We start from the raw sequence: 25662 nt of genomic DNA on the forward strand, positions 1-25662 counted from the left end.
CATAATAAAAAAAGGCTGGATAAACATCCAGCCTGATTTCTTATTATCGTAACCTGCCTCGCGCCAGATTGAGCCGCGACTCGCTCATTTGCATCGCGTTCTGGCTGACGTGGCAGTGGGTAATCGCAATCGCCAGCGCATCCGCGGCGTCGGCCTGCGGGTTCGCGGGAAGCTTCAGCAGGGTGCGCACCATATGCTGCACCTGACTTTTCTCCGCGCTACCGATGCCGACTACCGTCTGCTTAACCTGACGGGCCGCGTACTCAAATACCGGCAGGTCCTGGTTCACGGCGGCAACAATCGCCACGCCGCGCGCCTGACCAAGCTTTAACGCCGAATCCGCGTTCTTCGCCATAAAGACCTGCTCGATGGCGAAATAGTCCGGCTGGAACTGGGTGATGATCTCCGACACGCCCGCATAAATGAGCTTCAGGCGCGACGGCAGATCGTCCACTTTAGTGCGAATACAGCCGCTGCCGAGGTAGGTTAGCTGGCGTCCCACCTGACGGATAACGCCATAGCCGGTGACGCGCGAGCCGGGGTCAATCCCAAGGATAATCGACATCACGCGTCTCCCGTAAACGGTTCAGGCTGGCGCATTACAGCGTCGCAGCCACCTCATCAGAGATTTCACCGTTGTGATACACTTCCTGCACGTCGTCGCAGTCTTCGAGCATGTCGATCAGACGCAGCAGCTTAGGCGCGGTTTCCGCATCCATATCCGCTTTAGTGGACGGGATCATGGACACTTCAGCGTTATCCGCCTTAAGGCCAGCCGCCTCCAGCGCATCGCGCACGGCACCCATCTCTTCCCACGCGGTGTAAACGTCAATCGCACCGTCGTCGTAGGTCACCACGTCTTCCGCGCCCGCTTCCAGCGCCGCTTCCATGATGACGTCTTCGTCGCCTTTCTCGAAGGAGATGACGCCTTTTTTGCTGAACAGGTAAGCTACGGAGCCGTCAGTGCCCAGGTTACCGCCGGTTTTGGTGAACGCGTGGCGCACTTCCGCAACGGTACGGTTACGGTTGTCGGACAGACATTCAACCATTACCGCCGTACCGCCAGGGCCGTAACCTTCATAAATGATGGTTTCCATGTTCGCGTCTTCGTCACCGCCCACGCCACGTGCGATGGCGCGGTTCAGGGTGTCACGCGTCATGTTGTTGGACAGGGCTTTATCCACCGCCGCACGCAGGCGCGGGTTAGAGGCCGGATCGCCGCCGCCCAGACGCGCCGCTGTTACCAGCTCACGAATGATTTTGGTAAAGATTTTACCGCGCTTGGCATCCTGTGCCGCTTTACGGTGTTTGGTGTTGGCCCACTTACTATGACCTGCCATAAAAAGTTCTCCAAAAATCGCGCCTTCTCAGGCAGCGTTAATTACAAATTCTTCAATCGCCTGCCGGTTGCTCCATGACTTGGTCAGTGCGGCGGCATCCGCCGCATCGACCCAGCGGTAGGTCAGATGTTCAGTGAACACGATCTCCCGCTCATGGGGAAGCGCAAGGCAGAACCACGATTCCGTATTGCGCTCAATGCCCGGCGCATAGCGATGACGTAAATGGCTAAAAATTTCAAACTCCACCGTGCGCTGACAGTCCTTCAGGGTCAGTTGCTCGCGAGCAACGTCAATGGCGACCTCTTCCTTTACTTCACGCGCGGCGGCCTGCGGTGCGGTCTCCCCCTCTTCGAGGCTGCCGGTAACCGACTGCCAGAAATCAGGATCGTCGCGCCGCTGCAACATCAGCACCCGCTTCGTGTCCAGGGCATAAATGACAACTAAGACAGAAACGGGAAGCTTGTATGCCATATCAGTTTTTCTCTTCCTTCTTCACCACCTCAATGCCCAGCTCGGCCAGCGCGGCCGGGTTGGCAAAGCTTGGCGCTTCGGTCATCAGACACGCCGCTGCGGTGGTTTTCGGGAAGGCGATAACATCACGGATGTTGTCGGTGCCGGTCAGCAGCATGGTCAGACGGTCGAGACCGAAGGCCAGACCCGCGTGCGGAGGCGTACCGTATTTCAGGGCGTCCAGCAGGAAGCCAAACTTCTCGCGCTGCTCCTGCTCGTTAATACCCAGAATGCCGAACACGGTCTGCTGCATTTCACCGCTGTGAATACGCACGGAGCCGCCGCCCACTTCGTAGCCGTTGATAACCATATCGTAGGCATTCGCTACCGCATCTTCCGGTGCTGCCTTCAGCTCCGCCGCCGTCATGTCTTTTGGCGAGGTGAACGGGTGGTGCATCGCGGTCAGGCCGCCTTCACCGTCGTCTTCAAACATTGGAAAGTCGATAACCCACAGCGGCGCCCATTTGCTTTCGTCGGTCAAATTCAGGTCTTTACCGAGCTTCAGACGCAGCGCGCCCATTGCGTCAGCAACAACTTTCTTGTTGTCTGCGCCGAAGAAGATCATGTCGCCGTCCTGGGCACCGGTGCGCTCAAGGATCGCTTCCACGATGTCCGCGTTCAGGAATTTCGCCACCGGGCTGGTGATGCCTTCCAGACCCTTCGCGCGCTCGGTCACTTTAATATAGGCCAGACCTTTCGCGCCGTAGATCTTGATGAAGTTGCCGTAGTCGTCAATCTGCTTACGGCTTAAGGACGCGCCGCCCGGTACGCGCAGGGCAGCCACGCGGCCTTTTGGATCGTTAGCCGGGCCAGCAAAGACCGCGAACTCCACGTCTTTAACCAGGTCAGCCACGTCCACCAGCTCCATCGGGTTACGCAGGTCTGGTTTGTCGGAACCGTAGCGACGCTCGGCTTCCGCGAAGGTCATGATCGGGAAATCGCCCAGCTCAACGCCCTTGACGTCGTTCCACAGGCTACGCACCAGCGCTTCCATCACTTCACGCACCTGTTCGGCGGTCATGAAGGAAGTTTCAACATCGATCTGGGTAAATTCTGGCTGACGATCAGCGCGCAGGTCTTCGTCGCGGAAGCACTTAACGATTTGATAATAGCGGTCGAAGCCGGACATCATCAGCAGCTGTTTGAACAGCTGCGGTGACTGCGGCAGCGCGTAGAATTTGCCTTTATGAACGCGGGATGGCACCAGGTAATCTCGCGCGCCTTCCGGCGTGGCTTTGGTCAGCATCGGGGTTTCAATATCGAGGAAACCGTGATCGTCCATAAAGCGACGCACCAGGCTGGTGATTTTCGCACGGGTTTTCAGGCGCTGAGCCATCTCCGGACGACGCAGATCCAGGTAGCGGTATTTCAGACGCGCTTCTTCGGTGTTGACGTGGTTGGAGTCCAGCGGCAGCGCTTCCGCGCGGTTGATAATCACCAGATCGGACGCCAGCACTTCGATAGCGCCGGTCGCCATCTCGGCGTTGATGTTTTTTTCGTCACGCGCACGTACGGTGCCCGTCACCTGAATGCAGAACTCATTACGCAGCTCAGAAGCCAGCTTCAACGCATCAGCGCGATCCGGATCGAAGAACACCTGAACGATACCTTCGCGGTCACGCATATCAATAAAGATAAGGCTACCAAGATCGCGACGACGATTGACCCAACCACACAGGGTAACCTGCTGCCCGACGTGGGACTGACGCAGCTGCCCGCAATATTCTGTACGCATGAGATATCCCTTAATTAGCCGCAGGCTGATTGTTGCCTGTCTTGCAGGCTACGATGTCGCAGCTTTCTGTATGTCACAACTGGATGAAAAAAGGCGGCTATTATACTGGAAATTCTGCCGGACGATAAGAGCGAAGCACGGCCTGACGTGCGTTTGCTGTGCTCTTATTGCCTATTCTCACAAAAATTAACAAAATTATCCGACCGATAACAGGCCATACCGTCGTAAGGTGTAGAAAAGCCACTGATTTGACTGGAGTAACAATGTTGACGCTTGATGCCACCAAAACCGCCCTCGTGGTCATTGATTTACAGGAAGGGATCCTGCCTTTTGCCGGGGGTCCGCACACCGCTGACGATGTCGTAAGCCGCGCTGCGCGTCTGGCGGAAAAATGCCGCGCCAGCGGTGCGCCGGTGGTCATGGTGCGCGTCGGCTGGTCCGCTGATTTTGCCGAAGCGTTAAAACAGCCGGTTGATGCTCAGGCCCCGGCGCAGGCGCTGCCGGACAACTGGTGGACGTATCCGGTCTCGCTCGGTAAACGCGACAGCGATATTGAAGTCACCAAACGCCAGTGGGGCGCCTTCTACGGCACCGATCTGGAGCTTCAGCTGCGCCGTCGCGGAATCGACACGATCATTCTGTGCGGGATCTCCACCAACATCGGTGTGGAATCCACCGCCCGTAACGCCTGGGAGCTGGGCTTTAACCTGGTCATCGCGGAAGACGCGTGCAGCGCAGCCTCTGCGGACCAGCATCAGGGCAGCATGACCCATATCTTCCCGCGTATCGGTCGCGTGCGCAGCACGGATGAGATCCTGAGCGCGCTATGATGTACGTGGGCCTGCCCCAGTGGTCGCACCCGAAATGGGTGCGCCTGGGTATTACCAGCCTTGAAGAGTATGCCCGACACTTTAACTGCGTGGAGGGCAATACCACGCTGTACGCCCTGCCCCGCGCGGAGATCGTCGAACGCTGGCGCGAGCAAACCACCGACGACTTTCGCTTTTGCTTTAAATTCCCGGCGACCATCTCCCACAACGCCGCGCTGCGCAACTGCGATGATTTAACCCACGAGTTTTTCACCCGAATGTCGCCTCTGGCCAGCCGGATAGGACAGTACTGGCTCCAGCTTCCCGCTACGTTTGGCCCGCGCGACCTGCCTGCTCTCTGGCAGTTTCTCGACGCGTTGCCGCATGACTTTACCTACGGCGTGGAAGTGAGGCATCCGGAATTCTTTGCCAAAGGCGAGGCGGAAAAAGCGTTGAATCGCGGTCTGTTAGAACGCTCTGTCAACCGGGCAATCCTCGACAGCCGGCCCGTACACAGCGCAATCCCGCACAGCGAAGCCATTGTTGATGCCCAGCGCAAAAAACCGAAAGTGCCCGTCCACGCGATCGTGACGGCAAAAAACCCGATGGTGCGGTTTATCGGCAGCGATAACATGCAGCAAAACCAGGCGATGTTCGCCGTCTGGCTGCAAACGCTCGCGAAATGGGAGCAGACCACCACTCCGTACCTGTTTTTACATACGCCGGATATTGCCCAGGCGCCTGAACTGGTCGATGCTCTCTGGCAGGCCTTGCAGCGTGCGGTTCCGTCGGTTGGCCCCGCCCCCTCCATCCCACAACAATCTTCTCTTTTCTGACATCACCCCCTATCATAGAGACGTGCCATCTGCCAAAAACAGGGAGTTAGTATGGTCAGCGCGCTGTATGCGGTGTTAGGTGCATTACTGCTGATTAAATTTTCATTTGATGTTGTGCGCCTGAGAATGCAGTACCGCGTCTCCTACGGTGACGGGGGCTTTTCTGAACTGCAAAGCGCAATCCGCATCCACGGCAACGCGGTCGAGTACATCCCCGTCGCGTTAATTTTACTGCTGTTAATGGAGATGGATGGCGCAGAAACCTGGATGGTGCACGTCTGTGGGCTGCTGCTGATTGCCGGCCGCTTAATGCATTATTACGGTTTTCACCAACGCCTTATACGCTGGCGTCGTTCCGGCATGAGCGCGACCTGGTGCTCGCTTTTGCTGATGGTGCTGGCTAACCTTTGGTATATGCCGTGGGAGTTGGTTTTCTCCTTCCGTTAGCGCACAATATGCCCCTTTATTTTTCCCGGATTTTTACGTTATGTCAGATCGCGACACGCTTTTTTCCGCGCCTATCGCCAGCCTGGGCGACTGGACCTTTGATGAACGGGTAGCCGAAGTCTTCCCGGATATGATCCAGCGCTCTGTTCCCGGTTATTCCAATATTATTTCCATGATCGGCATGCTGGCTGAACGCTTCGTTCAACCCGGTACGCAGGTTTATGACCTGGGCTGCTCGCTGGGTGCGGCAACGTTGTCCATCCGCCGTAACGTTCATCACGAAGGCTGCAAGATCGTAGCCGTCGATAACTCTCCGGCTATGGTTGAACGCTGCCGTCGACACATTGACGCGTATAAAGCCCCTACGCCAGTGGAGGTAGTAGAAGGCGATATTCGCGATATCGACATCCAGAACGCCTCGATGGTGGTACTGAATTTTACCTTGCAGTTCCTGGCGCCGGACGATCGTCAGCGGCTGCTGGATAAAATTTATCAAGGCCTCAACCCGGGCGGCGCGCTGGTGCTTTCCGAGAAATTCAGTTTTGAAGACGCCAGCGTGGGCGAGCTGCTGTTTAACATGCACCACGATTTCAAGCGTGCGAACGGCTACAGCGAGCTGGAGATCAGCCAGAAGCGCAGCATGCTGGAGAACGTGATGCTGACGGACTCCGTGGAAACTCACAAAGCGCGCCTGCACAAAGCCGGATTCGAACACAGCGAACTGTGGTTCCAGTGCTTTAACTTTGGCTCTCTGGTAGCGCTGAAGGCCGGAGACGCAGCATGATCGAGTTCGGTAATTTCTATCAGCTGATTGCCAAAAACCACCTCTCCCACTGGCTGGAGACCCTGCCTGCGCAAATTGCCACCTGGCAGCGCGATCAGCAGCATGGCCTGCTGAAGCAGTGGTCAAACGCCGTGGAGTTTCTGCCTGAACTGACACCTCATCGTCTGGATTTACTGCACAGCGTGACGGCAGAAAGCGAAGCGCCGCTCCCGGCCGGGCAGATTAACCGTATCGAAACGCTGATGCGTAACCTGATGCCGTGGCGCAAAGGGCCGTTCTCGCTGTACGGCGTGAACATTAACACCGAGTGGCGTTCCGACTGGAAGTGGGATCGCGTTCTGCCTCATCTGTCCGACCTGAGCGGGCGCACCATTCTGGACGTGGGCTGCGGCAGCGGGTATCACATGTGGCGCATGATCGGCGCGGGGGCGCATCTGGTGGTGGGTATCGATCCGATGCAGCTGTTCCTGTGCCAGTTTGAAGCCGTGCGAAAGCTGCTCGGCAACGACCAGCGCGCGCACCTGCTGCCGCTGGGCATCGAGCAACTTCCGGCCCTGAAAGCCTTTGATACCGTATTCTCCATGGGCGTGCTGTACCATCGTCGTTCCCCGCTGGAGCATCTGTGGCAGCTGAAAGATCAGCTGGTCAGCGGCGGCGAGCTGGTGCTGGAAACGCTGGTTATCGAAGGCGATGAGCATGCGGTTCTGGTGCCGGGCGATCGCTACGCGCAGATGCGCAACGTTTACTTCATCCCTTCCGCGCTGGCGCTGAAGAACTGGCTGGAGAAATGTGGCTTTGTCGATGTGCGCATCGCCGATGTGTGCGTGACGTCGGTTGAGGAGCAGCGCCGCACCGACTGGATGATCACCGAATCGCTGGAGCAGTTCCTTGACCCGGACGATCACAGTAAAACCATTGAAGGTTATCCGGCCCCGATGCGTGCGGTGCTGATTGCGACCAAGCCGTAATCTTTTAGCCGGGTGGCGGCTACGCCTTACCCGGCCGACTCTCGCTTTTGTAGGCCCGGTAAGCGCAGCGCCACCGGGCACAGGACAAAAAAAGGCCCCTGTTGAAATTGCAGGGGCCTGGTACAAGCAAGCATCATATTGGGCGACATGATGCGCGGTAAAAATCGGTACGTTGCTACACGTGATGACGCTCAATCAGCGATTTCATTACCGCAACCGACTCTCCATCCACACCGTAGCGCGAGTACTCATCCGCTTCAGCATCCGTCGACATTGACAACCCTGTATTGCGATAACGCATGGGCGAAGGTATCCATTTACCCGCCGAGCTGTGCAGCTCTTCCACCCCTGCGTTTAAAAACAGTTCCAGATTGCTGGCGCGTACTCCCGCACCCGCCATGATTATTGGAACACCGGAATGTGCTTTTAGTTCCGTAATTAATTTCAGTCCTTTTTCAGCCGAGGACTGCTGGCCTGACGTCAGAACGCGCGCCACGCCCAGTTCTGCCAGCGTATCAAAGGCTTGCATCGGATCTTTACACATATCGAACGCACGATGAAAAGTGACCGCCATTCCCTCGGCAACGCGCATAACCTGGCGCATGCGCGGAAGATCGACGTTGCCGTCTTCATCCAGTACGCCGGTCACCAGCCCCGGGAAACCTGAATCACGAACGAGGGCAATATCCTCAAGCATGGCGCTAAACTCACCCGCCATATAACAAAAATCACCCCCGCGCGGGCGAATAATCGGGTGCACCGGAATGGTGACGGCCTCACGGGCTGATTTCAACACGCCTGAGGACGGGGTTAACCCACCTTCTTTCGGTGCCGCGCAAAGCTCGATGCGATCGGCCCCCTGCCGTTGCGCAGTGACGGCACACTCCACGCTGTAACAACAAATTTCCAGCAGCGCCATATCTTCCTCCTTAAATTTCGCTCAACGCACCATCGTGGCACGTTGCCCGATTCCTGTCTGGATCAACGCTCACGCTTCGCTGGCGACGATCTGCTCGATAGTCCAGGGATGGAATTTCACCGTCACTTTCCCGTCCGTAACGGCAAGCGTAGGGTTTGGCAAACGTTCGCGCTCCCCTTTTGGTGAGCTGCTTTTCACAAAAATACCCGGCTGGCTTAAGCCCTCGTCAGAGAGCAGCGCCAACGCACGCGCGTTCAGCGTCTCTGGCTCCCCCGGCAGAACGATTTCGATATGCTCCCAGCCTTCGTGCGGATAACGTTTTTCTCCCGGCCAGGGCAGTTCAACAACGGTGAATTGCCAGTGGGCCACGCTTACCGGCTCGTGAAGTTTGAACAGGCAAATCGGGCGACCGTTAATGATATTCTCTGAGAGCAGTTCACCGCACTGCTCAAAGCCACGCCGCCAGCGTTCGGCGGTGGCGTTCTGGTGGCAGCGCAAAGCGATGTGATCGGCGTCAAGCGGCGCGATATCCAGCCCGAGACGGGTGGCAAGTTCTGTGAACGCCTGGGTGAAGCGCGGTAAATCTGCGGAAATATCATGCAGTTCGTCAAGGGTGTGCCAGTTCGCCATAGGTCAGTCTCGTCTCGTGTCGCAAAGCCGCTAATTTACTCTGTTGCCCCCATTCGACCAACCGCAGAATCACGGTTTTTTCGACTGCATGTTTATGCACACCGTCTTCGCCTGGATTCTGAACAATCTTCGGCCCCGGCAGGGCTGACGCCCGAAGGCATTTGCAGTATACTCCCGCCCTAAATTCTTAAACTGGCGCGGGCGTTTTTACCCGCATCAAAAATGTAAGGTATCCAGGTGAATATTCAGGCTCTTCTCTCAGAAAAAGTCAGTCAGGCACTGATTGCCGCAGGCGCGCCTGCGGATTGCGAACCACAGGTTCGTCAGTCAGCAAAAGTACAGTTTGGCGACTATCAGGCTAATGGCGTGATGGCAGTGGCTAAAAAACTGGGCATGCCGCCGCGACAGCTCGCTGAGCAGGTACTGACGCATCTGGATCTCACCGGCATCGCCAGCAAAACCGAAATCGCCGGTCCGGGCTTTATCAACATTTTCCTTGAGCCTGCGTTCCTGGCAAGCCATGTTGACGCGGCGCTGAAGTCTGACCGTCTGGGCGTGACTCAGCCAGAGCCGCAGACCGTGGTGGTTGACTACTCTGCGCCAAACGTGGCGAAAGAGATGCACGTCGGTCACCTGCGCTCCACCATCATTGGTGATGCCGCCGTACGTACCCTGGAATTCCTGGGCCACAAGGTGATCCGCGCTAACCACGTAGGCGACTGGGGCACTCAGTTCGGTATGCTGATCGCGTATCTGGAAAAACAGCAGCAGGAAAATGCGGGCGAAATGGCGCTGGCGGACCTGGAAGGGTTTTACCGTGAAGCCAAAAAACACTATGACGAAGACGAAGCCTTCGCCGAGCGCGCGCGCAGCTACGTGGTCAAACTCCAGGGCGGCGACCCGTACTTCCTCGAGATGTGGCGCAAGCTGGTGGACATCACTATGTCCCAGAACCAGCTCACCTATAACCGTCTGAACGTGACCCTGACCCGCGACGACGTGATGGGTGAAAGCCTGTATAACCCGATGCTGCCAGGCATTGTGGCGGACCTGAAAGCCAAACATCTGGCGGTGGAAAGCGAAGGCGCAACGGTGGTATTCCTTGATGAGTATAAAAACAAGGAAGGCGAACCGATGGGCGTCATTATCCAGAAAAAGGATGGCGGCTATCTGTACACCACCACCGATATCGCCTGTGCGAAATACCGCTATGAAACCCTGCATGCGGACCGCGTGCTGTATTACATCGACTCCCGTCAGCACCAGCACCTGATGCAGGCGTGGACGATCGTGCGTAAAGCGGGCTACGTACCGGATTGCGTGCCGCTGGAACACCACATGTTCGGCATGATGCTGGGTAAAGACGGTAAGCCGTTCAAAACTCGTGCGGGCGGCACCGTGAAGCTTTCCGATCTGCTGGATGAAGCACTGGAACGCGCGCGTCGCCTGGTGGCCGAGAAGAATCCGGATATGCCTGCTGACGAGCTGGAGAAACTGGCTAACGCCGTGGGCATCGGTGCGGTGAAATACGCGGATCTCTCCAAGAACCGTACCACCGACTATATCTTCGACTGGGACAACATGCTGGCATTTGAAGGCAACACGGCGCCATACATGCAGTATGCCTACACCCGCGTGCTCTCCGTCTTCCGTAAAGCGAATATCGACGAAAGCGTGCTGGCGAACGCCCCGGTGACCATTACCGAAGACCGGGAAGCACAGCTGGCCGCACGTCTGCTTCAGTTCGAAGAGACGCTCTCCGTGGTCGCCCGTGACGGTACGCCGCACGTCATGTGTGCTTACCTGTACGATCTGGCCGGTCTGTTCTCTGGCTTCTACGAACACTGCCCTATCCTCTCTGCCGAGAGCGAAGCGGTGCGTAACAGCCGCCTGAAGCTGGCGCAGTTGACGGCGAAAACCCTGAAGCTGGGTCTGGAGACCCTGGGTATCGAAACCGTAGAACGTATGTAAAAAAGAAACCCGGCGGTCGCCGGGTTTTTTTATGACTGATTGCGGTTAGTCGTGAACGAGCACCTGGAAGGTATCTAGTTCATACTCTCTGCCGTTATAGCCGATGCAGCATCCTCGGCTGAGGTGGCTTCCTGCTTTACCAACAAAGAGGCCATTATCGAATTTTGCACGTGCAACGTAGAGCTTAGCACCATTGGCTTCATGCCCCGCCTCAACCATATTCGGTGGGAAATTTTTCCCCTTAACGTCTACCCATTTTAACGCGCCCACGTAAATTTCAAATTCACTACAAAGGTGCTCGCTTCCTCCCCACGGGACCCAAGCCGTATTGCCGAACACCCATTTACCCGGATGAATACCATTATTCAGCTTCGCGCGAATAACAAACAACGGTGAAGGTCCTTTGATACCTGGCACCCCAATTTCATAACCGGCTACAGGCGCGTCCAACGGAATAAATTCATCTCTTTTCGACGATTTCCACATAATGATTTCCTTTTCAGTTTAAATAATTATCCGAAAATAAAATGATTAGAATTCTGAGATCGAATGAATAGCCAACTCATTGTTCAGGCTTTGAAAAATAATGACCTTAACCAGTGATTTTTCCTGTCCCTTTGCATGCATGAAACGGCGAAGCGCAATAAAGGTATGCAGTTGGCCAGCCACGAGCTGGCTACCGACAAACAGTAGCGGGGTATAGCCCGCGCCGTCGATATCATTGAAAACCGATTCGAACATTTGAAGATGTTCATCCGACATTTTATCAGCATGCATATTTACAGAAGGATTAATAACAATACTGCCCATTGCATTTTCCATTGCATCACTCCTTAAATGTGTATTGGAAGAGTCTTAAAGCAATTAAAAAATAGGATAAATACGGAATGCATTTTGTGAAGAAAATCACACTTTAACAACAGCCTGAATTTATTTTAATTGTATTATTCACGTCGTAAATATAAGCAGAACATCATATTTATGGCGTGTTATATTTACCCGCCGTTATTATAAAAAAAGCCCCTTTAGAGGGGCTTTGCAGTAATGAAAATATTAAGCAGCCGTCAGAAATATTTGCGTAAATACTCCGTCAGGCACAGAATCGCCATTGCCTGGCCATACGGCATCGACGTCAGCGGTATTTGACGATAAAAATCAAGATCGCTGCCCATTCCCGTCCCAAACGAGGTTTGCAGCAGCTCCCCTTCCGGCGAGATATTTTGCACAATACCGCGAATCGCTTTCTCCGCCACCTCAGCATACTCTGTGCCGACATAATGCTTGCGCACGGCCTTCAGGATACCGTAGGCAAACCCTGCCGTGGCCGACGCCTCCAGATAAGAATCAGGATCGTCAAGCAGCGTATGCCACAACCCGCTCTCGTCCTGACTTTTTGCCAGCGCGGCGATCTGCGCATTCAGCACCTGCACCAGATAGCGACGAACGGCGTTGTTTTCCGGCAGATCCACCAGCTCAAGGAAGTCCGGGATCACGATAGTCAGCCAGCTGTTGCCGCGCGCCCAGCGGGCCCGGGCGAAGTTGTGATTACCTTCGTAATTCCAGCCGTGGAACCACAGCCCCGTCTCCCGGTCCATCAGGTTCTGCACGTGGAGCAAGAACTGATAGATCGCCTCCTCTACGTACTCCGGCTTGTTCAGCAGCCTGCCGATTTTCGCCAGCGGCAGTACCGTCATCATCAGCGTGTCGTCCCACATCTGCTGATGGTTCTCTTCTGCCAGCGTGATGTGCTGCATGCCCCCATGTTCGGTGCGCGGCATCTCGTTCATCGCCCATTCTGCCCAGCTTTCCAGCCACGGTAGCCAGGCCGGGTTTTTGGTCTCTTCGTAGCGGTACGCCAGCGTCAGGAACGGTGACATGGTGTTCACGTTTTTGGTGGTTGCGCCTTCTGCGAAACGGTCAGCAAACCAGCTGTCGATAATCTCGCGCATGCCTTCGTCACCGGTCTGGCAGTAATACTGCCAGATACCGTACAAACCGACGCCGTGCGTCCACTCCCATCCGGCCCAGCCTTTGGTGTCGATCACGCGCCCGTCGTCCAGCCGCAGCAAAAACTCACCCGTTTTGTCGTGGATATTGACCAGGTTATGCGTCACCTTCTGAATGAGCGATTTCAGCTCATCCCTGGCGATAAAGCGCTCAGGCTGACGCAGTAGCGGGCTATGTTTGACAGGCCAAACTTTCATCATCTTAACCTCTGTTGTATGTCGAATTCAGTACCGCACGATCCTTCAGCGAAGGGGCCGCCGGCTTATTGCGATTCAGATAACCGATATTGTTGTTGCCCCACAGGGATTCATACGGCATACCGGCCAGCATCTCCACGGTGGCGCGCGCCTGCGGGGTCGCCGCCTCCGGCATCGCATGGCCGGACTCGCGCATTTTCGCGGTCTCTTCGCGCAGGGTGCTGTGGGTGTGTAAATTGAGCCTGAAGCGCAGGGAGACCAGGAAACCGCAGAACAGCACCAGAATGGTGCCCACGCTCAGGATCATCAGAATGGTATGGCTCACTTCCGCAGGCTGTACTTTCTGACCGCTGACAAAGCCGGACATCTGCATCACGATACCCACCAGCATCACCGCGCCGGCCTGAGACGCTTTACGGGTCAACGTCATGATGCCCGCGAAGATCCCTTCGCGACGCTGACCAGTGATCACTTCGTCCACGTCAGCAATGTAGGTGTAGGTATTCCACGGTACATAGTTGATACCCCCGCGGCCAAGACCGGCAATTGCAGAGATCAGCAACAGCAGAGCGTATACGTCGCTCAGACCCGCGTAGTAAAGCACCGCGTAAGAGAGCGAAGCCAGGCCAAACAGCACGACCACCATGCGGTAAGACGGTGCAGGACCGAAGCGAATGCACAGCGGAATCATCCCGATAACGGCGAGGAACTGGAAGATGGCCATCGTGCCCAGCAGGTTGGACGCCATCGACGCTTCCTGCATTAGCACAAACACCACGTAATAGGTGAAGACGGCGTTGAACACGTCCTGAGCAATATAGCCGCCGAGATACATGCCCAGGTGCTGGCGGAAAATCTTAATACGCAGCGTTGAACTTAATTCGACAAAAAGACGGTTCAGGCTCTGCCCCAGGGTCAGCTTTTTCTTCTCTTCTTCGGCGCGCAGGGCCGCTTCAGACCACTCTTCACGCGGACGTTCCCAGGTAAAGAACCAGACAAAAGTGAGCATCAGGGCGCACAGCACGGAGAAGACCAGGCTGGCATAGAAGAAAGAGATCGCGTTGTCTTTGCCAAATTGCGTGAGCAGGATCCCCGGCAGGAAGGAGGCGAGAATGGCAGACATCTGCGCCATGGAGATACGCGCCCCGGAGAATTTGGTTTTCTGTTTGAAATCGTCCGTCATTTCCGGCACCAGCGTTTCGTACGGCACCAGGATCATGGTGTAGACGATATCGAAGATCAGATAAGTCAGCAGGTAGTACCAGAAGCTCATGTCCCCTACCCACATCAGCGAGTAGCTGAACACGCAGGGAATACCGAGCAGAATAAAGAACTTACGACGGCCAAAACGCTTACCCAGCCAGGTGGTACCAAAGTTATCGGTTAAAAAGCCCATTAGCGGGCTGACAACCGCATCCAGCACCCTTGCGGCGGCGAAGATAAAGGTTGCTTCAATCGGTGTGAGTCCACAGAAGGTGGTATAAAAATACAAAAGCCAGGCGGCCGTCAGGGCGGTAGTCCCCGCCCCGAGGAAGTCACCTGACCCGTAAGCAAGATAATTTGCGAGTCCAATTTTACGTGTTTTCATTGCCGTCAACCCTAATCAGTTTTGGGAGACTCCCTGTAAGCAAACCTCGTCCGGGAGTTTTTACACGGCTACAGTAAAAGTATCGACCTGGTGAAACCTTTCTGTTTCTGCCATCACTGGGTGGCAAATGGCAAAAATGCAAAGAGTATCGATACGCGTGTCACTGATTTATAAAACAGCGTTTCTTTTGTATCAAAAGGGAAGGTCAATTTTGCGAGCCAGCCTTCAGAAATGCCTGAAGACTGGCGAAAAGGCGGGCAGCTAGCGGTAGTTAACGAGCACCTCGTTGCGCTGAATGTTAAGCGCCGGGATCAGGCGTCCACCGCCCGGCACTTCCCAGATAAAGCGTAAAGGTTCCTGTGCAGACACCCCATTTAAGGCCTGGGTTGTGCCATTTTGCCCCTCGATTTCCGCGCAGCGGGTAAGCGAGCACAGCCGCACACGTAACCCGGCCGGCGTGGGCCCCGTCAGCGTGTAATTCCAGGCCACCAGCGTCATCTGCCCGGAAACGGGCTCAGAGGCCGCCAGCGGACGCGAGGAGATCGCCTCCCCCCGGTGATTGAGCGTTAAGCCGATACTGCTGGCCTGCCACGCCCCCTCGCCTGCGGCCTGCACCGCCAGCGGAAAAAGTAAGATCCACAGCCACTTATGCATTATTTTCCTCCGATGGTCGCCGTCATGCGGATATTGCGGTTATCGGACAGCTCCATGTTCGACAGTACCACCAGCTGGTTCAGGCTCCGGCGCAGGAAGCGCGACAGCAGCGGACGCAGCGCATGATTCACAAGCAGCACCGGCGGCGCGCCCAGCATCTCCTGACGCGCCAGCGCCTCCTGAGTTTGCGCCAGTAATCTGTCTGCCAGGCCTGGCTCCAGCCCGCCACCGCCCTGTAGGGCCTGAAGCAGCAGACGTTCAAGCGGCGTGTCGAGGCCAATCACCTGCACCTCGCCGGTTCCCGGGAACCACTGCTGGGTGATGGCGCGTCCGAGCGCTACGCGCACTACCGCCGTCAGCTCGTGCGGATCGCTTTGCAGCGGCGCATGCTCGGCCAGCGTTTCGAGGATGGTACGCATATCGCGGATAGGCACCTTCTCGTCGAGCAGGTTTTGCAGCACTTTATGCAGCGTGGTTAAGGTCAGCACGCCCGGGACTAAATCTTCGGTCAGCTTCGGCATCTCCTGCGTTACGCGGTCCAGCAGTTGCTGCGCCTCCTGGCGCCCGAATAGCTCCGCAGAGAACTGACCAATCAAGTGGTTAAGGTGCGTCGCCACCACGGTACTGGCCTCAACGACCGTATAACCCTGAATCTGCGCCTGCTCTTTTAGCGCGCTTTCGATCCAGATAGCGGCCAGACCAAAGGCCGGATCGGTCGTCTGCTCGCCCGGCAGCGTGCCTGCGGCGGTGCCGGGGTTAATCGCCAGCCAGCGGCCGGGGTACGCGTCGCCGCTGCCGATTTCCACCCCTTTCATCAGGATGCGGTAGCGCGCGGGCGGCAGATCCATGTTGTCACGGATATGAACCACCGGCGGCAGGAAACCCATGTCCTGGGCGAATTTTTTACGAATGCTGCGGATACGACCCAGCAGTTCACCATCCTGCTGGAAATCCACCATCGGGATCAGACGGTACCCCACTTCCATCCCCAGCGAATCCTCAAGCTGAACGTCATTCCAGGTCGCTTCCACCGCCTGAGTATTCTCAGGCATTTTGACCGGGGCCGGCTCTGCCGCTGGCTGGGTTTCACGGCCACGCATCCACCAGGCAAGCCCCAGCAGTCCAGCGGTAAACAGCAGGAACACCAGGTTTGGCATGCCCGGCACCAGCCCGAGCAGGCCCAGCACCGCCGCGGAGAGCAGCATAACGCGCGGGTTGCTGAACAGCTGTCCCACCATCTGCTCGCCTACGTCCTGGTCGGTGCTGACGCGGGTCACGATCACACCCGCCGCGGTGGAGATCACCAGCGCCGGGATCTGCGCGACCAGACCGTCACCGATGGTCAGCAGCGTATAGCTTTCCGCCGCGTGGCCCATGTCCATTCCGTGTTGCAGCACGCCGACGAGCAGGCCGCCGACGACGTTAATCACCATAATCAGAATGCCCGCGATGGCATCACCGCGCACAAACTTACTCGCACCGTCCATCGAGCCGTAGAAATCAGCCTCCTGGGTCACTTCGGCACGGCGTTTTTTCGCTTCATCTTCCGCGATCAGCCCGGCATTAAGGTCGGCGTCGATGGCCATCTGCTTGCCCGGCATCCCGTCGAGCACGAAGCGCGCGCCCACTTCTGCGATACGCCCTGCACCTTTAGTGATAACCATAAAGTTGATAATCACCAGAATGACGAACACCACGATACCGATGGCGAAGTTGCCGCCCACCAGGAAGTGACCGAAGGCTTCTACCACCTTGCCCGCCGCCGCCGCGCCGGTGTGCCCTTCCATCAGGATGATACGCGTGGAGGCAACGTTCAGCGCGAGGCGCAGCAGCGTAGTGAACAGCAGGATCGTTGGAAACGCGGCGAACTCCAGCGTGCGCTGGGTAAACATCGCCACCAGCAGCACCATGATGGACAACGCAATGTTAAAGGTGAAAAGCAGGTCGAGAATAAATGCCGGTAACGGCAGCACCATCATCGACAAAATTAGCAGGATCAGAATCGGTCCGGCAAGGATCTGCCATTGCGTCGTTTTCAGGTTGCCGGGCAGGCGCAACATTGCCACCAGATTAGCCATCAGTGTCCTTCTCGTTCAAAAAATCCAGTGCTTCAGGCACCGGAAGGTTCTCAGGTTTTACAGGTCGTTGACCGCCTGCTAAACGCCAGCGTTTCAGTTGCCACACCCAGGCCAGCACCTCTGCGACAGCGGCATAGAGCTGGCCCGGGATCTGTTGTCCAATTTCCGCGTGGCGGTACAGCGCACGGGCCAGCGGCGGTGCTTCAAGGATCGGCACGCGGTTTTCCGTGGCGATTTCACGAATGCGCAGCGCAATCAGCCCGGCCCCTTTCGCCACCACTTTCGGCGCGCTCATTTTGTTTTCGTCGTACTGTAGCGCGACGGAGTAGTGGGTCGGGTTAGTGACGATCACATCGGCTTTCGGCACATCTTCCATCATGCGACGACGCGCGGCAGCACGCTGCATCTGGCGGATACGGCCCTTGACGTGCGGGTCGCCTTCCATCTGTTTATATTCATCGCGGATGTCCTGACGCGACATTCGCAGCTTCTTGATATGGGAAAAGATCTGGAAGATAACGTCGAACGCCACCATCGGAATAATGCTGAGCACCACCAGCAGCGAGCATAATCCGACCAGATTCAGGGCATTTTTCATCGCCGTCATGGGGGATTCGCTGATCAGGCGCATCATTTCCGGCCAGTAGTGCCACAGAAAAAACCCGGCTGTCCCGCCCATAAGAAGCGATTTCAGAATGGCTTTGAGCAACTCAGCGCCCGTTTGCGCGGAAAACATTTTTGCAATACCGGGCAGCGGGTTGAGCTTAGAGAATTTCGGTTGCAGCGATTTAGCGCTGAACACCAGGCCACCGAGCATGACCGGCGATACAAGCGCCACGATGACCACGCCCACAATCAGCGGCAGCAAGGCGATCATCGCGCTTTTCACAAGATTGATGATTTGAATGAGGATCAGATTGGGGTCATTGACCATGCTGTGATCGAAACGTAAGCCAGCAGAGAGCATACCCGCCAGTCTGCGGGCAAGCATCTCCCCGCCCCACCAGATGATGCACACGCCGACCACCAGGATCAGCAGGGACGTCAGCTCTCTGGAGCGGGGGATCTGCCCATCCTCACGGGCTTTTTCAAGTCGGTGAGGTGTGGGGGCTTCTGTTTTGTCGTCGTTCTCTTCTGCCACTGTGCCTGCTCGCAGCCCATTAATTCACGGGTATCATGCCTAATAATTACTGTGGCAATCGCGTAAACAAACTAATAAAAAGGGCCGATTTAATCCCTTAACAACCACTAAGCTTGCCTTTGATTTCATTTCTTGCGTAGCGCATTCCAGTTTTCAAATTTTCACTCTGGACCGTCTGGTCACCCCTAACTGGGTTTGATAGTTTTCCTTAAAGACCTCAATAAAAAGGATGTTTTATGAAGTGGAGTAAGTTGTTAAACAGCAGCAGACGCAAAGATAAAGAGAAAAAGCCAGATTCACACACGTCCGACCTCGCCGCCGGAAGGCAAGAGATTGAAAGAGATTTTGACCGCTTACTCTTCGCAGCACCAACCCGTCGTTTAGCGGATAAAACACAGGTTTTCCCGCTGGATCTTAATGACAGCGTACGTACCCGATTAACCCATTCCCACGAAGTGGCAAATTTTGCGAGAGGCATCGGGATGCGTCTCGCCTTTGAAATGAAAGAAGAAATTTTTGGAAGCGACTGTAACCACTTAATACTTGAATGCGATGTGCCCGCTCTGTTGGCAACGATTGGACTAGCACATGATTTAGGTAATCCCCCGTTTGGGCACCAGGGTGAAGCGGCAATGGCGGCGTGGTTCCGTCGCAATTTGGCGCCCTTAATCGCTGTAGAAATTGATGAAGAAAGCGGTAACATATTCAATGATTTCATGAAGTTCGACGGCAACGCTCAAACGCTACGCCTTGTGACCAGACTTCAAATCATCAATGATAATTATGGTTTAAATCTTACATACGCTTCACTTGCAGCCATGATCAAATACCCTCAGTCCTCCTACACCCAAAACAAGAAATGGAGTAAACATGGGTATCTGTTCTCGGAAGAAAAAGTGGTACATGAAATTTGGCAGGAAACAGGACTCTCTGAAGGCCTCAGGCATCCCTTCACCTACTTAATGGAAGCGTGTGATGACATTGCGTATTCAATTCTTGATGCGGAAGACACCATAAAAAAAGGGCTGGCGTCCTATCAGGATCTGATGAGTTTTCTGGCAAGCTGGAAAAACGGAGCAGACCAAACCATTAACCACCTGGTTAAAAAAGTTCAGGATAAAAATCAGGAGTGGGACTATCGAAAGCAAGAACTCTCCCCCGCCGAAATCAATGATATGAGTATGCAAATGTTCCGCGTGCACGGAACGAATGTTCTTATTACGAGTGTTGTTGAAGCCTTTCGACAATGCCACAAACAACTTTGTAACACAGAGTGCGATATTAAGGATCTCATTAGTATTAGTGATGGCAATGAACTTTGTTCAGCTTTGAAAAAATTCGATCAAACCCGTAGCTATCGTCATCGAACCGTACTTGAACTTGAACTGAAAGGCTCAAACTACATACAGGGGCTTATGGACATGCTCTGGGTAGGTATAAAGGGTCGTAAAAGCGGTGGAAAAGAATGGGATACGCCATTTGGTCGTTATGCTTATGGTCGTATTTCTGAAAACTACCGTCGTGTGTTCGATGATAAGGGGAACACTTTACCTCCGCTCTACAAAGAAGCGCAGTTGCTCGCTGATGCTGTTTCAGGGATGACAGACAGTTATTTGATACGCCTTCACGATGAGCTAAAATCGCTTTATGAATATGAAAGTCGTCTCCAGCCATCAACGCCTTAAGCTAAGAATCGAAGATTTTTTCGACGTTAGCGAAGAGCGAAAGCAAGCCAGAGCGCTCATTGACGCTCTGGCTGAGCGCTCGCACGCGTGGATTTTTGGCGGTATGATTCGCGATATCGGCCTTTTTGGGCGTGGTGGCTTTAACTCGGATATCGATCTTGTCATTGATCTTTCGCGTGAAGAGTTAATTAACGCGTTAAACAAGCATGACATCGAACGTTTCAGTGTTAATAAGCTGGGTGGGATCCGCTTTCATTACATGAGCCTGGATTTTGATATCTGGAGCATCAATGATACATGGGCCTTTAAGAACAGGATTGTTGAGTTTAAAGATACCTATAGCTTGTTGAACACAACGCTAATGTCATGGGATTCGATTCTTTACGATGTGAAGAAAAATCATGTCATCAGTCCTGATAACTATCTCCACGACTTGCATCATCGTCGGCTTGAACTCGTTTTACAGAAAACACCAAACGAAATGGGCTCTGTTATCAAGATTTTACGCACAATTTATAACAAGCGAGTCCAGGTCATTGGGCCACAGTTAACCGATTTTCTGTTACAGGCTCTGCAAGAACACACTTTTGACCAGCTAAGGCAGTATGAATTCGGTAGTTATCGCACCTCTTCCTTCAGCGTAGAGGATTTGCGGCAACTTAAAGAAGCCCTCTGTCATTCCCGAACCGGATTAGATAAAAAAATTCGGATTTAAACAAATGAAAACACCACCTGAATGAGGTGGTGTTTTTTTTCGTTAAAAACCCAGGCTGTCCAGCAGATCGTCCACCTGATCCTGGCTTGCCACCACGCCCGCTTTACTCGCGTCGAGCTGTGGCCCATTGAGCAGGCTTTCGTTCTCGCGTTTCGGACGGGCGGCCGGTTCAGGAATGTTCTCCAGCAGCACCATCAGCAGTTGACGCTCAATCTCCTGAATCACATCCATCATGCGCTTGATTACCTGGCCGGTAAGATCCTGGAAATCCTGCGCCATCATAATGTCGAGCAACTGGGCGTTAGTGAAGCTGGTGTGTCCCGGCACGTCACCCAGGAACTGGCGGGTATCGGTGACCAGCTCGCGCGCGTCGGCCAGCTCGATTGGGTTTTCAAACCACGCGTCCCAGCGTTGGGTCAAGGCTTTCGCACCCTTCTCCATCGCGTCCTGGTGCGGCTGCGAAGCTTCAACACTGTTCAGCGCGCGCTCGGCCGCCTGCGCGGTCATCTGCACCACGTAGTCCAGACGGTCACGGGCGTCAGGGATGGCTTCCGCCGCTTCGGCGATCGCCTGGTCCAGCCCCAGTTCACGCAGGCTGTCGCGCAGCATGCGCGTCAGGCTACCAATGCGGGCGATAATGTCGCTCGGCGAATGTTCTTCAACGGGTTTCATAGCAGGTTGCATCATCACCACACCCTCACATGCCCAGTTTCTCGAAGATCTTCCCGAGCTTCTCTTCCAGAGTCGCTGCGGTAAAAGGCTTCACCACGTAGCCGCTTGCGCCCGCCTGTGCGGCAGCAATAATGTTCTCTTTTTTCGCTTCTGCGGTCACCATCAGTACCGGCAGAGAGGCCATGCCCGCATCCGCGCGGATGGTTTTCAGCAGTTCGAGACCGTCCATGTTTGGCATGTTCCAGTCGGAGATCACAAAGCCAAACCCGCCAGCCTGGAGTTTGTTCAGCGCATCCACACCGTCTTCTGCTTCCTCAACATTGTTGAATCCCAACTCTTTCAACAGGTTGCGCACAATGCGACGCATGGTGGAAAAGTCATCCACAACCAAAAACTTAAGCTCTTTATCCGCCATAAAATAATACTCCTGAGTCAAATACGTATTGCCTGTCCGGCACTGATTTTCGCCAGCATCTGCTGGCTTACCTGGCTAAGATCGACCACTTCGCTCACGCCACCCATATTGATGGCCTCGCGCGGCATGCCGAACACCACACAACTTGCTTCATTCTGCGCGATGGTCCAGGCGCCAGCCTGGTGCATCGCAAGCATTCCGGCGGCGCCGTCGTTGCCCATCCCCGTCAGGATCACCCCTACGGCGTTGCGCCCCGCATGTTTCGCCACCGAATGAAACAGCACATCCACCGACGGACGGTGCCGGTTAACCGGCGGCCCGTCATGAATTTTGATTTGATAGTTCGCCCCGCTGCGCGCCAGCTCCATGTGCTTGTCACCCGGAGCGATATACGCGTGTCCCGGCAGCACGCGCTCGCCGTCTTCCGCCTCTTTCACACTAATCTGGCACAGCTTATTCAGGCGCTCCGCGAACGAGCGGGTAAAGCCTGGCGGCATATGTTGCGTAATCAGGATACCCGGGCTTGAGAGCGGCAATGGCTGGAGTACGTGGCGAATTGCCTCTGTTCCTCCGGTTGACGCGCCAATCACCAGCAGTTTTTCCGAGCTGAGTAATGGCCCCGCCTTCAGCGTTGCCGGGGCCGCCGTCGGCTTGTGCGCGGCGAGCTTCGCCCGGGATGCGGTGCGGATCTTCTCGGCGATCATCTCGCTGTACGCCAGCATCCCCTCGCGAATGCCGAGCTGCGGCTTGGTGACAAAATCCACCGCCCCCAGCTCCAGCGCGCGCAGGGTAATCTCCGAGCCTTTCCCGGTCAGGGAGGAGACCATCACCACCGGCATCGGTCGCAGGCGCATTAATTTTTCCAGAAAATCGATGCCATCCATGCGCGGCATTTCGACATCGAGCGTCAGCACGTCGGGGTTATATTTTTTGATTAAATCCCGCGCGACCAGCGGATCGGGCGCTGTCGCCACCATCTCCATATCGCTGTGGCTATTGATGATTTCGGTCATGATCTGACGCATCAGCGCCGAATCATCGACAGACAATACCCTGATTTTACTCATGCTTTTTCCTTACTCAGCGCATATACCGTTTGCCGACGCAGGCTAAACTCACGCACGAGGTTGCTAAAGTTTTCCGAGTGCCCGGCAAACAGTAAACCGTCAGACTTGAGCAACGGAACAAAGCGACGCAGAATGTCCTGTTGCGTCGTTTTATCAAAATAGATCATCACGTTACGGCAAAAAATGGCGTCGAATGGCCCCGGCACGTTGTACTGCTTGTCCAGTAAATTCACGGGGGCAAATTCCACGCAGTTCGCCAGCTCCTGGCGTACGCGCACCAGTCCTTCATGCGGGCCAGTGCCGCGCATGAAATAACGCTGTAGCTGCTGAGGCGACAGCGTTTTCAGCTCATCCTGGCGATAAACGCCGTTGCGGGCTTTTTCCAGCACTTCGGTGTCAATGTCGCTGGCGTACACTTTCCAGCGGCCCGGCGCCATGCCCAGGGTGTCCGCCAGGGTGATGGCCAGCGAGTACGGCTCCTCACCGGTGGAGGCCGCCGCGCTCCAGACGCGATACTCTCCGCTACGGCGACGGGCGTGTTCCGCCAGCACCGGGAAGTGATGCGCCTCGCGGAAAAACGCGGTCAGGTTGGTGGTTAATGAGTTGATAAATGCCTGCCATTCGGCGCTGTTCTGGTTCGCTTCGAGCATGCTCAGATAGCGGCCAAAATCGTCCAGCCCCAGCGTGCGCAGGCGCCGCACCAGCCGGTTGTAGACCATGTCTCGCTTATGGTCAGCAAGCACGATCCCCGCACGCTGGTAGATTAACTGACATATCCGACGAAAATGCGCGTCGGACAGCGCGAGGCGCTGTGTCATCTGCAACAATAATGACGTTTGCCCTGAGGGCATGGGTGATGTCATAGCGCCTTCTTAATCACATTCAGGATACAACGGGCACGGCCTGTGACCGTCCGACTTCTGTTACTGCTTCAACGTGCTCTTTCACATTAAATACGGCGACTAACCCGGTAAGGTGATCCGCCTGGTTCGCCAGCTGATCGGCAGCCGACGCCGCCTCTTCCACCAGCGAGGCGTTCTGCTGCGTAACCTGATCCATCTGCGTGACGGCCTGCGCCACCTGCTCAATGCCGCGGCGCTGTTCATCCGACGCCGAGGCAATCTCGCCCATAATGTCGTTCACCCGCGTCACGGAGGTGACAATCTCGTGCATGGTCTGCGCGGCGGTATCCACCAGCGCGGATCCCTGCTGGACGCGGGAGACCGATTCTTCAATCAGCCCTTTGATCTCTTTCGCCGCGTTGGCGCTGCGGCTGGCGAGGTTACGGACTTCACCGGCAACCACCGCAAACCCGCGTCCCTGCTCCCCGGCACGCGCCGCTTCCACCGCAGCGTTCAGCGCCAGAATATTGGTCTGGAACGCGATACCGTCGATGACGCTAATGATGTCGCCAATTTTCTGCGAACTGGCGGCAATCTCCTGCATCGTGCTGGCGACGTGCGAGGCCTGGTCACCCCCACGTTTCGCCGTCATCGCCGCCTGTCTGGACAAGTCGGACGCCTGACGCGCGTTATCGGCGTTCTGGCTTACCGTCGCGGTCAGTTGCTCCATGCTGGCCGCCGTCTGCGCCAGCGATGCCGCCTGCTGTTCGGTGCGGGACGACAGATCGTTATTGCCCGCCGCAATCTCTGAGATCCCGGTGTGCATGGCGTAACTGCCCTGACGAACGTTGCTTACCGTTTCCCGCAGCGATCCCTGCATCGCCTTCAGGCTTGCAAAAATCGCCGATATTTCATTCTTGCCATACACGGCAACCGGACGCGCCAGTTCGCCTTTTGCGATACTGTCGAAGTGGCTGCTGATGATGGCCAGCGGCTGCACGATCGTTTTGCGCGACCACCACAGCGAGCCGCCGGTCAGCAACGCCGCCAGGATCACCATGGTCAGAAAAATCATCCCTGACATGCGGTAGCTGGTACGGCTGTCCGCGCCGGCACGCGCCACAAACTGGTTAATATCCTGCTGCCACGCGTTAAAGCTGTCGTCGAACGCCGCCTGAGATGCCTGCACCGGCGCGGTCAGGAAGTCAGAAAGCTGATTGTTCTCAAGCCACGTCGCCTGATGCTCAAGATCGCCGTACCACGCATCAAAGTTCTTCTTCATGGCGACCTTCAGCGCTTTCTCTTTCTCACTCACCGCCTCCTGCGCCGCAAACGCCTTAAACTGCGCGTCAGCCTGCTTCAGGCTGCTGCGGGCCACGACCATCAGCGTCTTAATATCATCCGGCGGATAGCTCAGCGCGGTTAAGGTCCCTGCTTTGTTCAGCGCAGTGCTTGCCTGCAACAGCACGGCACGCGTTTGTGCCAGTGCGGAGCGCTGCTGATTACTCGTCTCAACTTCCTGCAAATTCTGATAGCCATCGCGAAACGCCCAGAAAGACAACCCGTTACTGCCAACCTGCAAAACCCCACACAGGATCAGAATCAAAAACAGTGTGGTCGAGATACGAATACGATTTAACATCCACGCTCCC

26 protein-coding genes are annotated in these 25662 nt (G+C 55.6%); 8 read left to right on the plus strand and 18 right to left on the minus strand.

Annotated features, from left to right (window positions below; genetic code table 11):
• Window positions 1-43: 43 nt before the first annotated feature.
• Genes ruvC through aspS form a run of 4 tightly spaced genes read right to left on the minus strand, consistent with a single transcriptional unit; the run spans window position 44 to window position 3585 of the window.
• Window positions 44-565 (minus strand): crossover junction endodeoxyribonuclease RuvC, encoded by a 522-nt coding sequence (ruvC, locus tag A3466_RS07870; protein WP_003859749.1) that lies wholly within the window; start codon window positions 563-565, stop codon window positions 44-46.
• 34 nt (window positions 566-599) lie between these two features.
• Window positions 600-1340 (minus strand): YebC/PmpR family DNA-binding transcriptional regulator, encoded by a 741-nt coding sequence (locus A3466_RS07875; protein WP_006176049.1) that lies wholly within the window; start codon window positions 1338-1340, stop codon window positions 600-602.
• A 27-nt stretch (window positions 1341-1367) separates the two neighbouring features.
• Window positions 1368-1811: a dihydroneopterin triphosphate diphosphatase gene (gene nudB, locus A3466_RS07880; protein ID WP_063450111.1), complete on the minus strand. Its 444-nt coding sequence runs from the start codon at window positions 1809-1811 to the stop codon at window positions 1368-1370.
• Window position 1812: 1 nt separating this feature from the next.
• The gene (gene aspS / locus A3466_RS07885; RefSeq protein ID WP_063450112.1) at window positions 1813-3585 is read right to left on the minus strand and encodes an aspartate--tRNA ligase; all 1773 of its coding nucleotides are present in this window, start codon (window positions 3583-3585) and stop codon (window positions 1813-1815) included.
• Window positions 3586-3848: 263 nt separating this feature from the next.
• Between aspS and A3466_RS07890 the strand changes: the two genes are divergently transcribed.
• The 5 genes from A3466_RS07890 to cmoB are packed head-to-tail and all read left to right on the plus strand — an operon-like array spanning window position 3849 to window position 7429.
• Complete coding sequence (locus A3466_RS07890; RefSeq protein WP_063450113.1) at window positions 3849-4415, plus strand: hydrolase; 567 nt, start codon at window positions 3849-3851, stop codon at window positions 4413-4415.
• On the plus strand, window positions 4412-5230 hold the full coding sequence (locus A3466_RS07895) for a DUF72 domain-containing protein (protein ID WP_063450114.1): 819 nt from the start codon (window positions 4412-4414) through the stop codon (window positions 5228-5230). The genes A3466_RS07890 and A3466_RS07895 overlap by 4 nt, the downstream gene beginning before the upstream one ends.
• 51 nt (window positions 5231-5281) lie before the next feature.
• Window positions 5282-5677: an MAPEG family protein gene (locus A3466_RS07900; RefSeq protein ID WP_063450115.1), complete on the plus strand. Its 396-nt coding sequence runs from the start codon at window positions 5282-5284 to the stop codon at window positions 5675-5677.
• Window positions 5678-5717: 40 nt separating this feature from the next.
• On the plus strand, window positions 5718-6461 hold the full coding sequence (gene cmoA, locus A3466_RS07905; protein WP_063450116.1) for a carboxy-S-adenosyl-L-methionine synthase CmoA: 744 nt from the start codon (window positions 5718-5720) through the stop codon (window positions 6459-6461).
• Complete coding sequence (gene cmoB, locus A3466_RS07910; protein WP_063450117.1) at window positions 6458-7429, plus strand: tRNA 5-methoxyuridine(34)/uridine 5-oxyacetic acid(34) synthase CmoB; 972 nt, start codon at window positions 6458-6460, stop codon at window positions 7427-7429. The genes cmoA and cmoB overlap by 4 nt, the downstream gene beginning before the upstream one ends.
• 175 nt (window positions 7430-7604) lie before the next feature.
• Here the strand turns inward: cmoB and cutC are convergent, their stop codons facing one another.
• On the minus strand, window positions 7605-8348 hold the full coding sequence (gene cutC, locus A3466_RS07915; protein ID WP_063450118.1) for a copper homeostasis protein CutC: 744 nt from the start codon (window positions 8346-8348) through the stop codon (window positions 7605-7607).
• 69 nt (window positions 8349-8417) lie between these two features.
• On the minus strand, window positions 8418-8978 hold the full coding sequence (locus A3466_RS07920; RefSeq protein ID WP_063450119.1) for a VOC family protein: 561 nt from the start codon (window positions 8976-8978) through the stop codon (window positions 8418-8420).
• A gap of 237 nt (window positions 8979-9215) precedes the next feature.
• On the opposite strand from A3466_RS07920, the gene argS reads away from it, so the two are divergent.
• The gene (gene argS / locus A3466_RS07925) at window positions 9216-10949 is read left to right on the plus strand and encodes an arginine--tRNA ligase (RefSeq protein ID WP_063450120.1); all 1734 of its coding nucleotides are present in this window, start codon (window positions 9216-9218) and stop codon (window positions 10947-10949) included.
• 45 nt (window positions 10950-10994) lie between these two features.
• Here the strand turns inward: argS and A3466_RS07930 are convergent, their stop codons facing one another.
• The 7 genes from A3466_RS07930 to flhB all read right to left on the minus strand — a co-directional run bounded on the left by A3466_RS07930 (window position 10995) and on the right by flhB (window position 18614).
• Window positions 10995-11435, minus strand: coding sequence for a DUF3421 domain-containing protein (locus A3466_RS07930; RefSeq protein ID WP_063450121.1), 441 nt, complete (start codon window positions 11433-11435; stop codon window positions 10995-10997).
• A 45-nt stretch (window positions 11436-11480) separates the two neighbouring features.
• Window positions 11481-11771: a hypothetical protein gene (locus tag A3466_RS07935; RefSeq protein ID WP_028013637.1), complete on the minus strand. Its 291-nt coding sequence runs from the start codon at window positions 11769-11771 to the stop codon at window positions 11481-11483.
• 242 nt (window positions 11772-12013) lie between these two features.
• Window positions 12014-13153, minus strand: a complete 1140-nt coding sequence (locus A3466_RS07940) for a glycoside hydrolase family 88/105 protein (RefSeq protein ID WP_063450557.1) — start codon at window positions 13151-13153, stop codon at window positions 12014-12016.
• 4 nt (window positions 13154-13157) lie between these two features.
• On the minus strand, window positions 13158-14741 hold the full coding sequence (locus tag A3466_RS07945) for an MFS transporter (protein WP_063450122.1): 1584 nt from the start codon (window positions 14739-14741) through the stop codon (window positions 13158-13160).
• A gap of 261 nt (window positions 14742-15002) precedes the next feature.
• A complete protein-coding gene (flhE, locus tag A3466_RS07950) occupies window positions 15003-15395 on the minus strand; it encodes a flagellar protein FlhE (RefSeq protein WP_063450123.1) in 393 nt (130 codons plus the stop codon).
• The gene (flhA, locus tag A3466_RS07955) at window positions 15395-17473 is read right to left on the minus strand and encodes a flagellar biosynthesis protein FlhA (RefSeq protein WP_063450124.1); all 2079 of its coding nucleotides are present in this window, start codon (window positions 17471-17473) and stop codon (window positions 15395-15397) included. Before flhA ends, flhE begins: the two co-directional genes overlap by 1 nt.
• Window positions 17466-18614, minus strand: coding sequence for a flagellar biosynthesis protein FlhB (gene flhB / locus A3466_RS07960; protein ID WP_063450125.1), 1149 nt, complete (start codon window positions 18612-18614; stop codon window positions 17466-17468). Before flhB ends, flhA begins: the two co-directional genes overlap by 8 nt.
• Window positions 18615-18850: 236 nt before the next feature.
• On the opposite strand from flhB, the gene A3466_RS07965 reads away from it, so the two are divergent.
• Together A3466_RS07965 and A3466_RS23535 are read left to right on the plus strand one after the other, a co-directional pair.
• Window positions 18851-20299, plus strand: a complete 1449-nt coding sequence (locus A3466_RS07965; protein ID WP_063450126.1) for a deoxyguanosinetriphosphate triphosphohydrolase family protein — start codon at window positions 18851-18853, stop codon at window positions 20297-20299.
• Window positions 20262-21014 carry a hypothetical protein gene (locus tag A3466_RS23535; RefSeq protein WP_209445938.1) on the plus strand — a complete coding sequence of 251 codons (753 nt, stop codon included), beginning with the start codon at window positions 20262-20264 and terminating at the stop codon, window positions 21012-21014. Before A3466_RS07965 ends, A3466_RS23535 begins: the two co-directional genes overlap by 38 nt.
• A 42-nt stretch (window positions 21015-21056) precedes the next feature.
• On the opposite strand, the gene cheZ is transcribed toward A3466_RS23535, so the two are convergent.
• Genes cheZ through tap form a run of 5 tightly spaced genes read right to left on the minus strand, consistent with a single transcriptional unit; the run spans window position 21057 to window position 25652 of the window.
• Entirely contained in the window at window positions 21057-21701 is a 645-nt protein-coding gene (gene cheZ / locus A3466_RS07975) for a protein phosphatase CheZ (RefSeq protein WP_063450128.1), read from the minus strand.
• Window positions 21702-21711: 10 nt separating this feature from the next.
• Window positions 21712-22101 (minus strand): chemotaxis response regulator CheY, encoded by a 390-nt coding sequence (gene cheY / locus A3466_RS07980; RefSeq protein ID WP_000763862.1) that lies wholly within the window; start codon window positions 22099-22101, stop codon window positions 21712-21714.
• A gap of 17 nt (window positions 22102-22118) precedes the next feature.
• Window positions 22119-23168: a protein-glutamate methylesterase/protein-glutamine glutaminase gene (locus A3466_RS07985; RefSeq protein WP_003859716.1), complete on the minus strand. Its 1050-nt coding sequence runs from the start codon at window positions 23166-23168 to the stop codon at window positions 22119-22121.
• Window positions 23165-24031 (minus strand): protein-glutamate O-methyltransferase CheR, encoded by an 867-nt coding sequence (gene cheR / locus A3466_RS07990; protein ID WP_063450129.1) that lies wholly within the window; start codon window positions 24029-24031, stop codon window positions 23165-23167. The genes A3466_RS07985 and cheR overlap by 4 nt, the downstream gene beginning before the upstream one ends.
• A gap of 19 nt (window positions 24032-24050) precedes the next feature.
• Window positions 24051-25652: a methyl-accepting chemotaxis protein IV gene (gene tap / locus A3466_RS07995; RefSeq protein WP_063450130.1), complete on the minus strand. Its 1602-nt coding sequence runs from the start codon at window positions 25650-25652 to the stop codon at window positions 24051-24053.
• Window positions 25653-25662: the final 10 nt, after the last annotated feature.

Source organism: Enterobacter genomosp. S, assembly GCF_001631805.1.
Taxonomy (GTDB): Bacteria; Pseudomonadota; Gammaproteobacteria; order Enterobacterales; family Enterobacteriaceae; genus Enterobacter; species Enterobacter quasihormaechei.

Bases quoted from the DNA above. Each gene is read 5' to 3' on its own strand.
- A3466_RS23535 (WP_209445938.1), top strand. From the start codon at position 20,262: ATGAATATGAAAGTCGTCTCCAGCCATCAACGCCTTAAGCTAAGAATC.
- A3466_RS07935 (WP_028013637.1), bottom strand. From the start codon at position 11,771: ATGGAAAATGCAATGGGCAGTATTGTTATTAATCCTTCTGTAAATATG.
- cmoB (WP_063450117.1), top strand. From the start codon at position 6,458: ATGATCGAGTTCGGTAATTTCTATCAGCTGATTGCCAAAAACCACCTC.
- ruvC (WP_003859749.1), bottom strand. From the start codon at position 565: ATGTCGATTATCCTTGGGATTGACCCCGGCTCGCGCGTCACCGGCTAT.
- A3466_RS07945 (WP_063450122.1), bottom strand. From the start codon at position 14,741: ATGAAAACACGTAAAATTGGACTCGCAAATTATCTTGCTTACGGGTCA.
- A3466_RS07930 (WP_063450121.1), bottom strand. From the start codon at position 11,435: ATGTGGAAATCGTCGAAAAGAGATGAATTTATTCCGTTGGACGCGCCT.
- tap (WP_063450130.1), bottom strand. From the start codon at position 25,652: ATGTTAAATCGTATTCGTATCTCGACCACACTGTTTTTGATTCTGATC.
- cheZ (WP_063450128.1), bottom strand. From the start codon at position 21,701: ATGATGCAACCTGCTATGAAACCCGTTGAAGAACATTCGCCGAGCGAC.
- A3466_RS07875 (WP_006176049.1), bottom strand. From the start codon at position 1,340: ATGGCAGGTCATAGTAAGTGGGCCAACACCAAACACCGTAAAGCGGCA.
- flhE (WP_063450123.1), bottom strand. From the start codon at position 15,395: ATGCATAAGTGGCTGTGGATCTTACTTTTTCCGCTGGCGGTGCAGGCC.
- A3466_RS07965 (WP_063450126.1), top strand. From the start codon at position 18,851: ATGAAGTGGAGTAAGTTGTTAAACAGCAGCAGACGCAAAGATAAAGAG.
- nudB (WP_063450111.1), bottom strand. From the start codon at position 1,811: ATGGCATACAAGCTTCCCGTTTCTGTCTTAGTTGTCATTTATGCCCTG.
- A3466_RS07890 (WP_063450113.1), top strand. From the start codon at position 3,849: ATGTTGACGCTTGATGCCACCAAAACCGCCCTCGTGGTCATTGATTTA.
- cmoA (WP_063450116.1), top strand. From the start codon at position 5,718: ATGTCAGATCGCGACACGCTTTTTTCCGCGCCTATCGCCAGCCTGGGC.
- A3466_RS07895 (WP_063450114.1), top strand. From the start codon at position 4,412: ATGATGTACGTGGGCCTGCCCCAGTGGTCGCACCCGAAATGGGTGCGC.
- flhA (WP_063450124.1), bottom strand. From the start codon at position 17,473: ATGGCTAATCTGGTGGCAATGTTGCGCCTGCCCGGCAACCTGAAAACG.
- aspS (WP_063450112.1), bottom strand. From the start codon at position 3,585: ATGCGTACAGAATATTGCGGGCAGCTGCGTCAGTCCCACGTCGGGCAG.
- cheY (WP_000763862.1), bottom strand. From the start codon at position 22,101: ATGGCGGATAAAGAGCTTAAGTTTTTGGTTGTGGATGACTTTTCCACC.
- A3466_RS07940 (WP_063450557.1), bottom strand. From the start codon at position 13,153: ATGAAAGTTTGGCCTGTCAAACATAGCCCGCTACTGCGTCAGCCTGAG.
- A3466_RS07985 (WP_003859716.1), bottom strand. From the start codon at position 23,168: ATGAGTAAAATCAGGGTATTGTCTGTCGATGATTCGGCGCTGATGCGT.
- A3466_RS07900 (WP_063450115.1), top strand. From the start codon at position 5,282: ATGGTCAGCGCGCTGTATGCGGTGTTAGGTGCATTACTGCTGATTAAA.
- A3466_RS07920 (WP_063450119.1), bottom strand. From the start codon at position 8,978: ATGGCGAACTGGCACACCCTTGACGAACTGCATGATATTTCCGCAGAT.
- cheR (WP_063450129.1), bottom strand. From the start codon at position 24,031: ATGACATCACCCATGCCCTCAGGGCAAACGTCATTATTGTTGCAGATG.
- cutC (WP_063450118.1), bottom strand. From the start codon at position 8,348: ATGGCGCTGCTGGAAATTTGTTGTTACAGCGTGGAGTGTGCCGTCACT.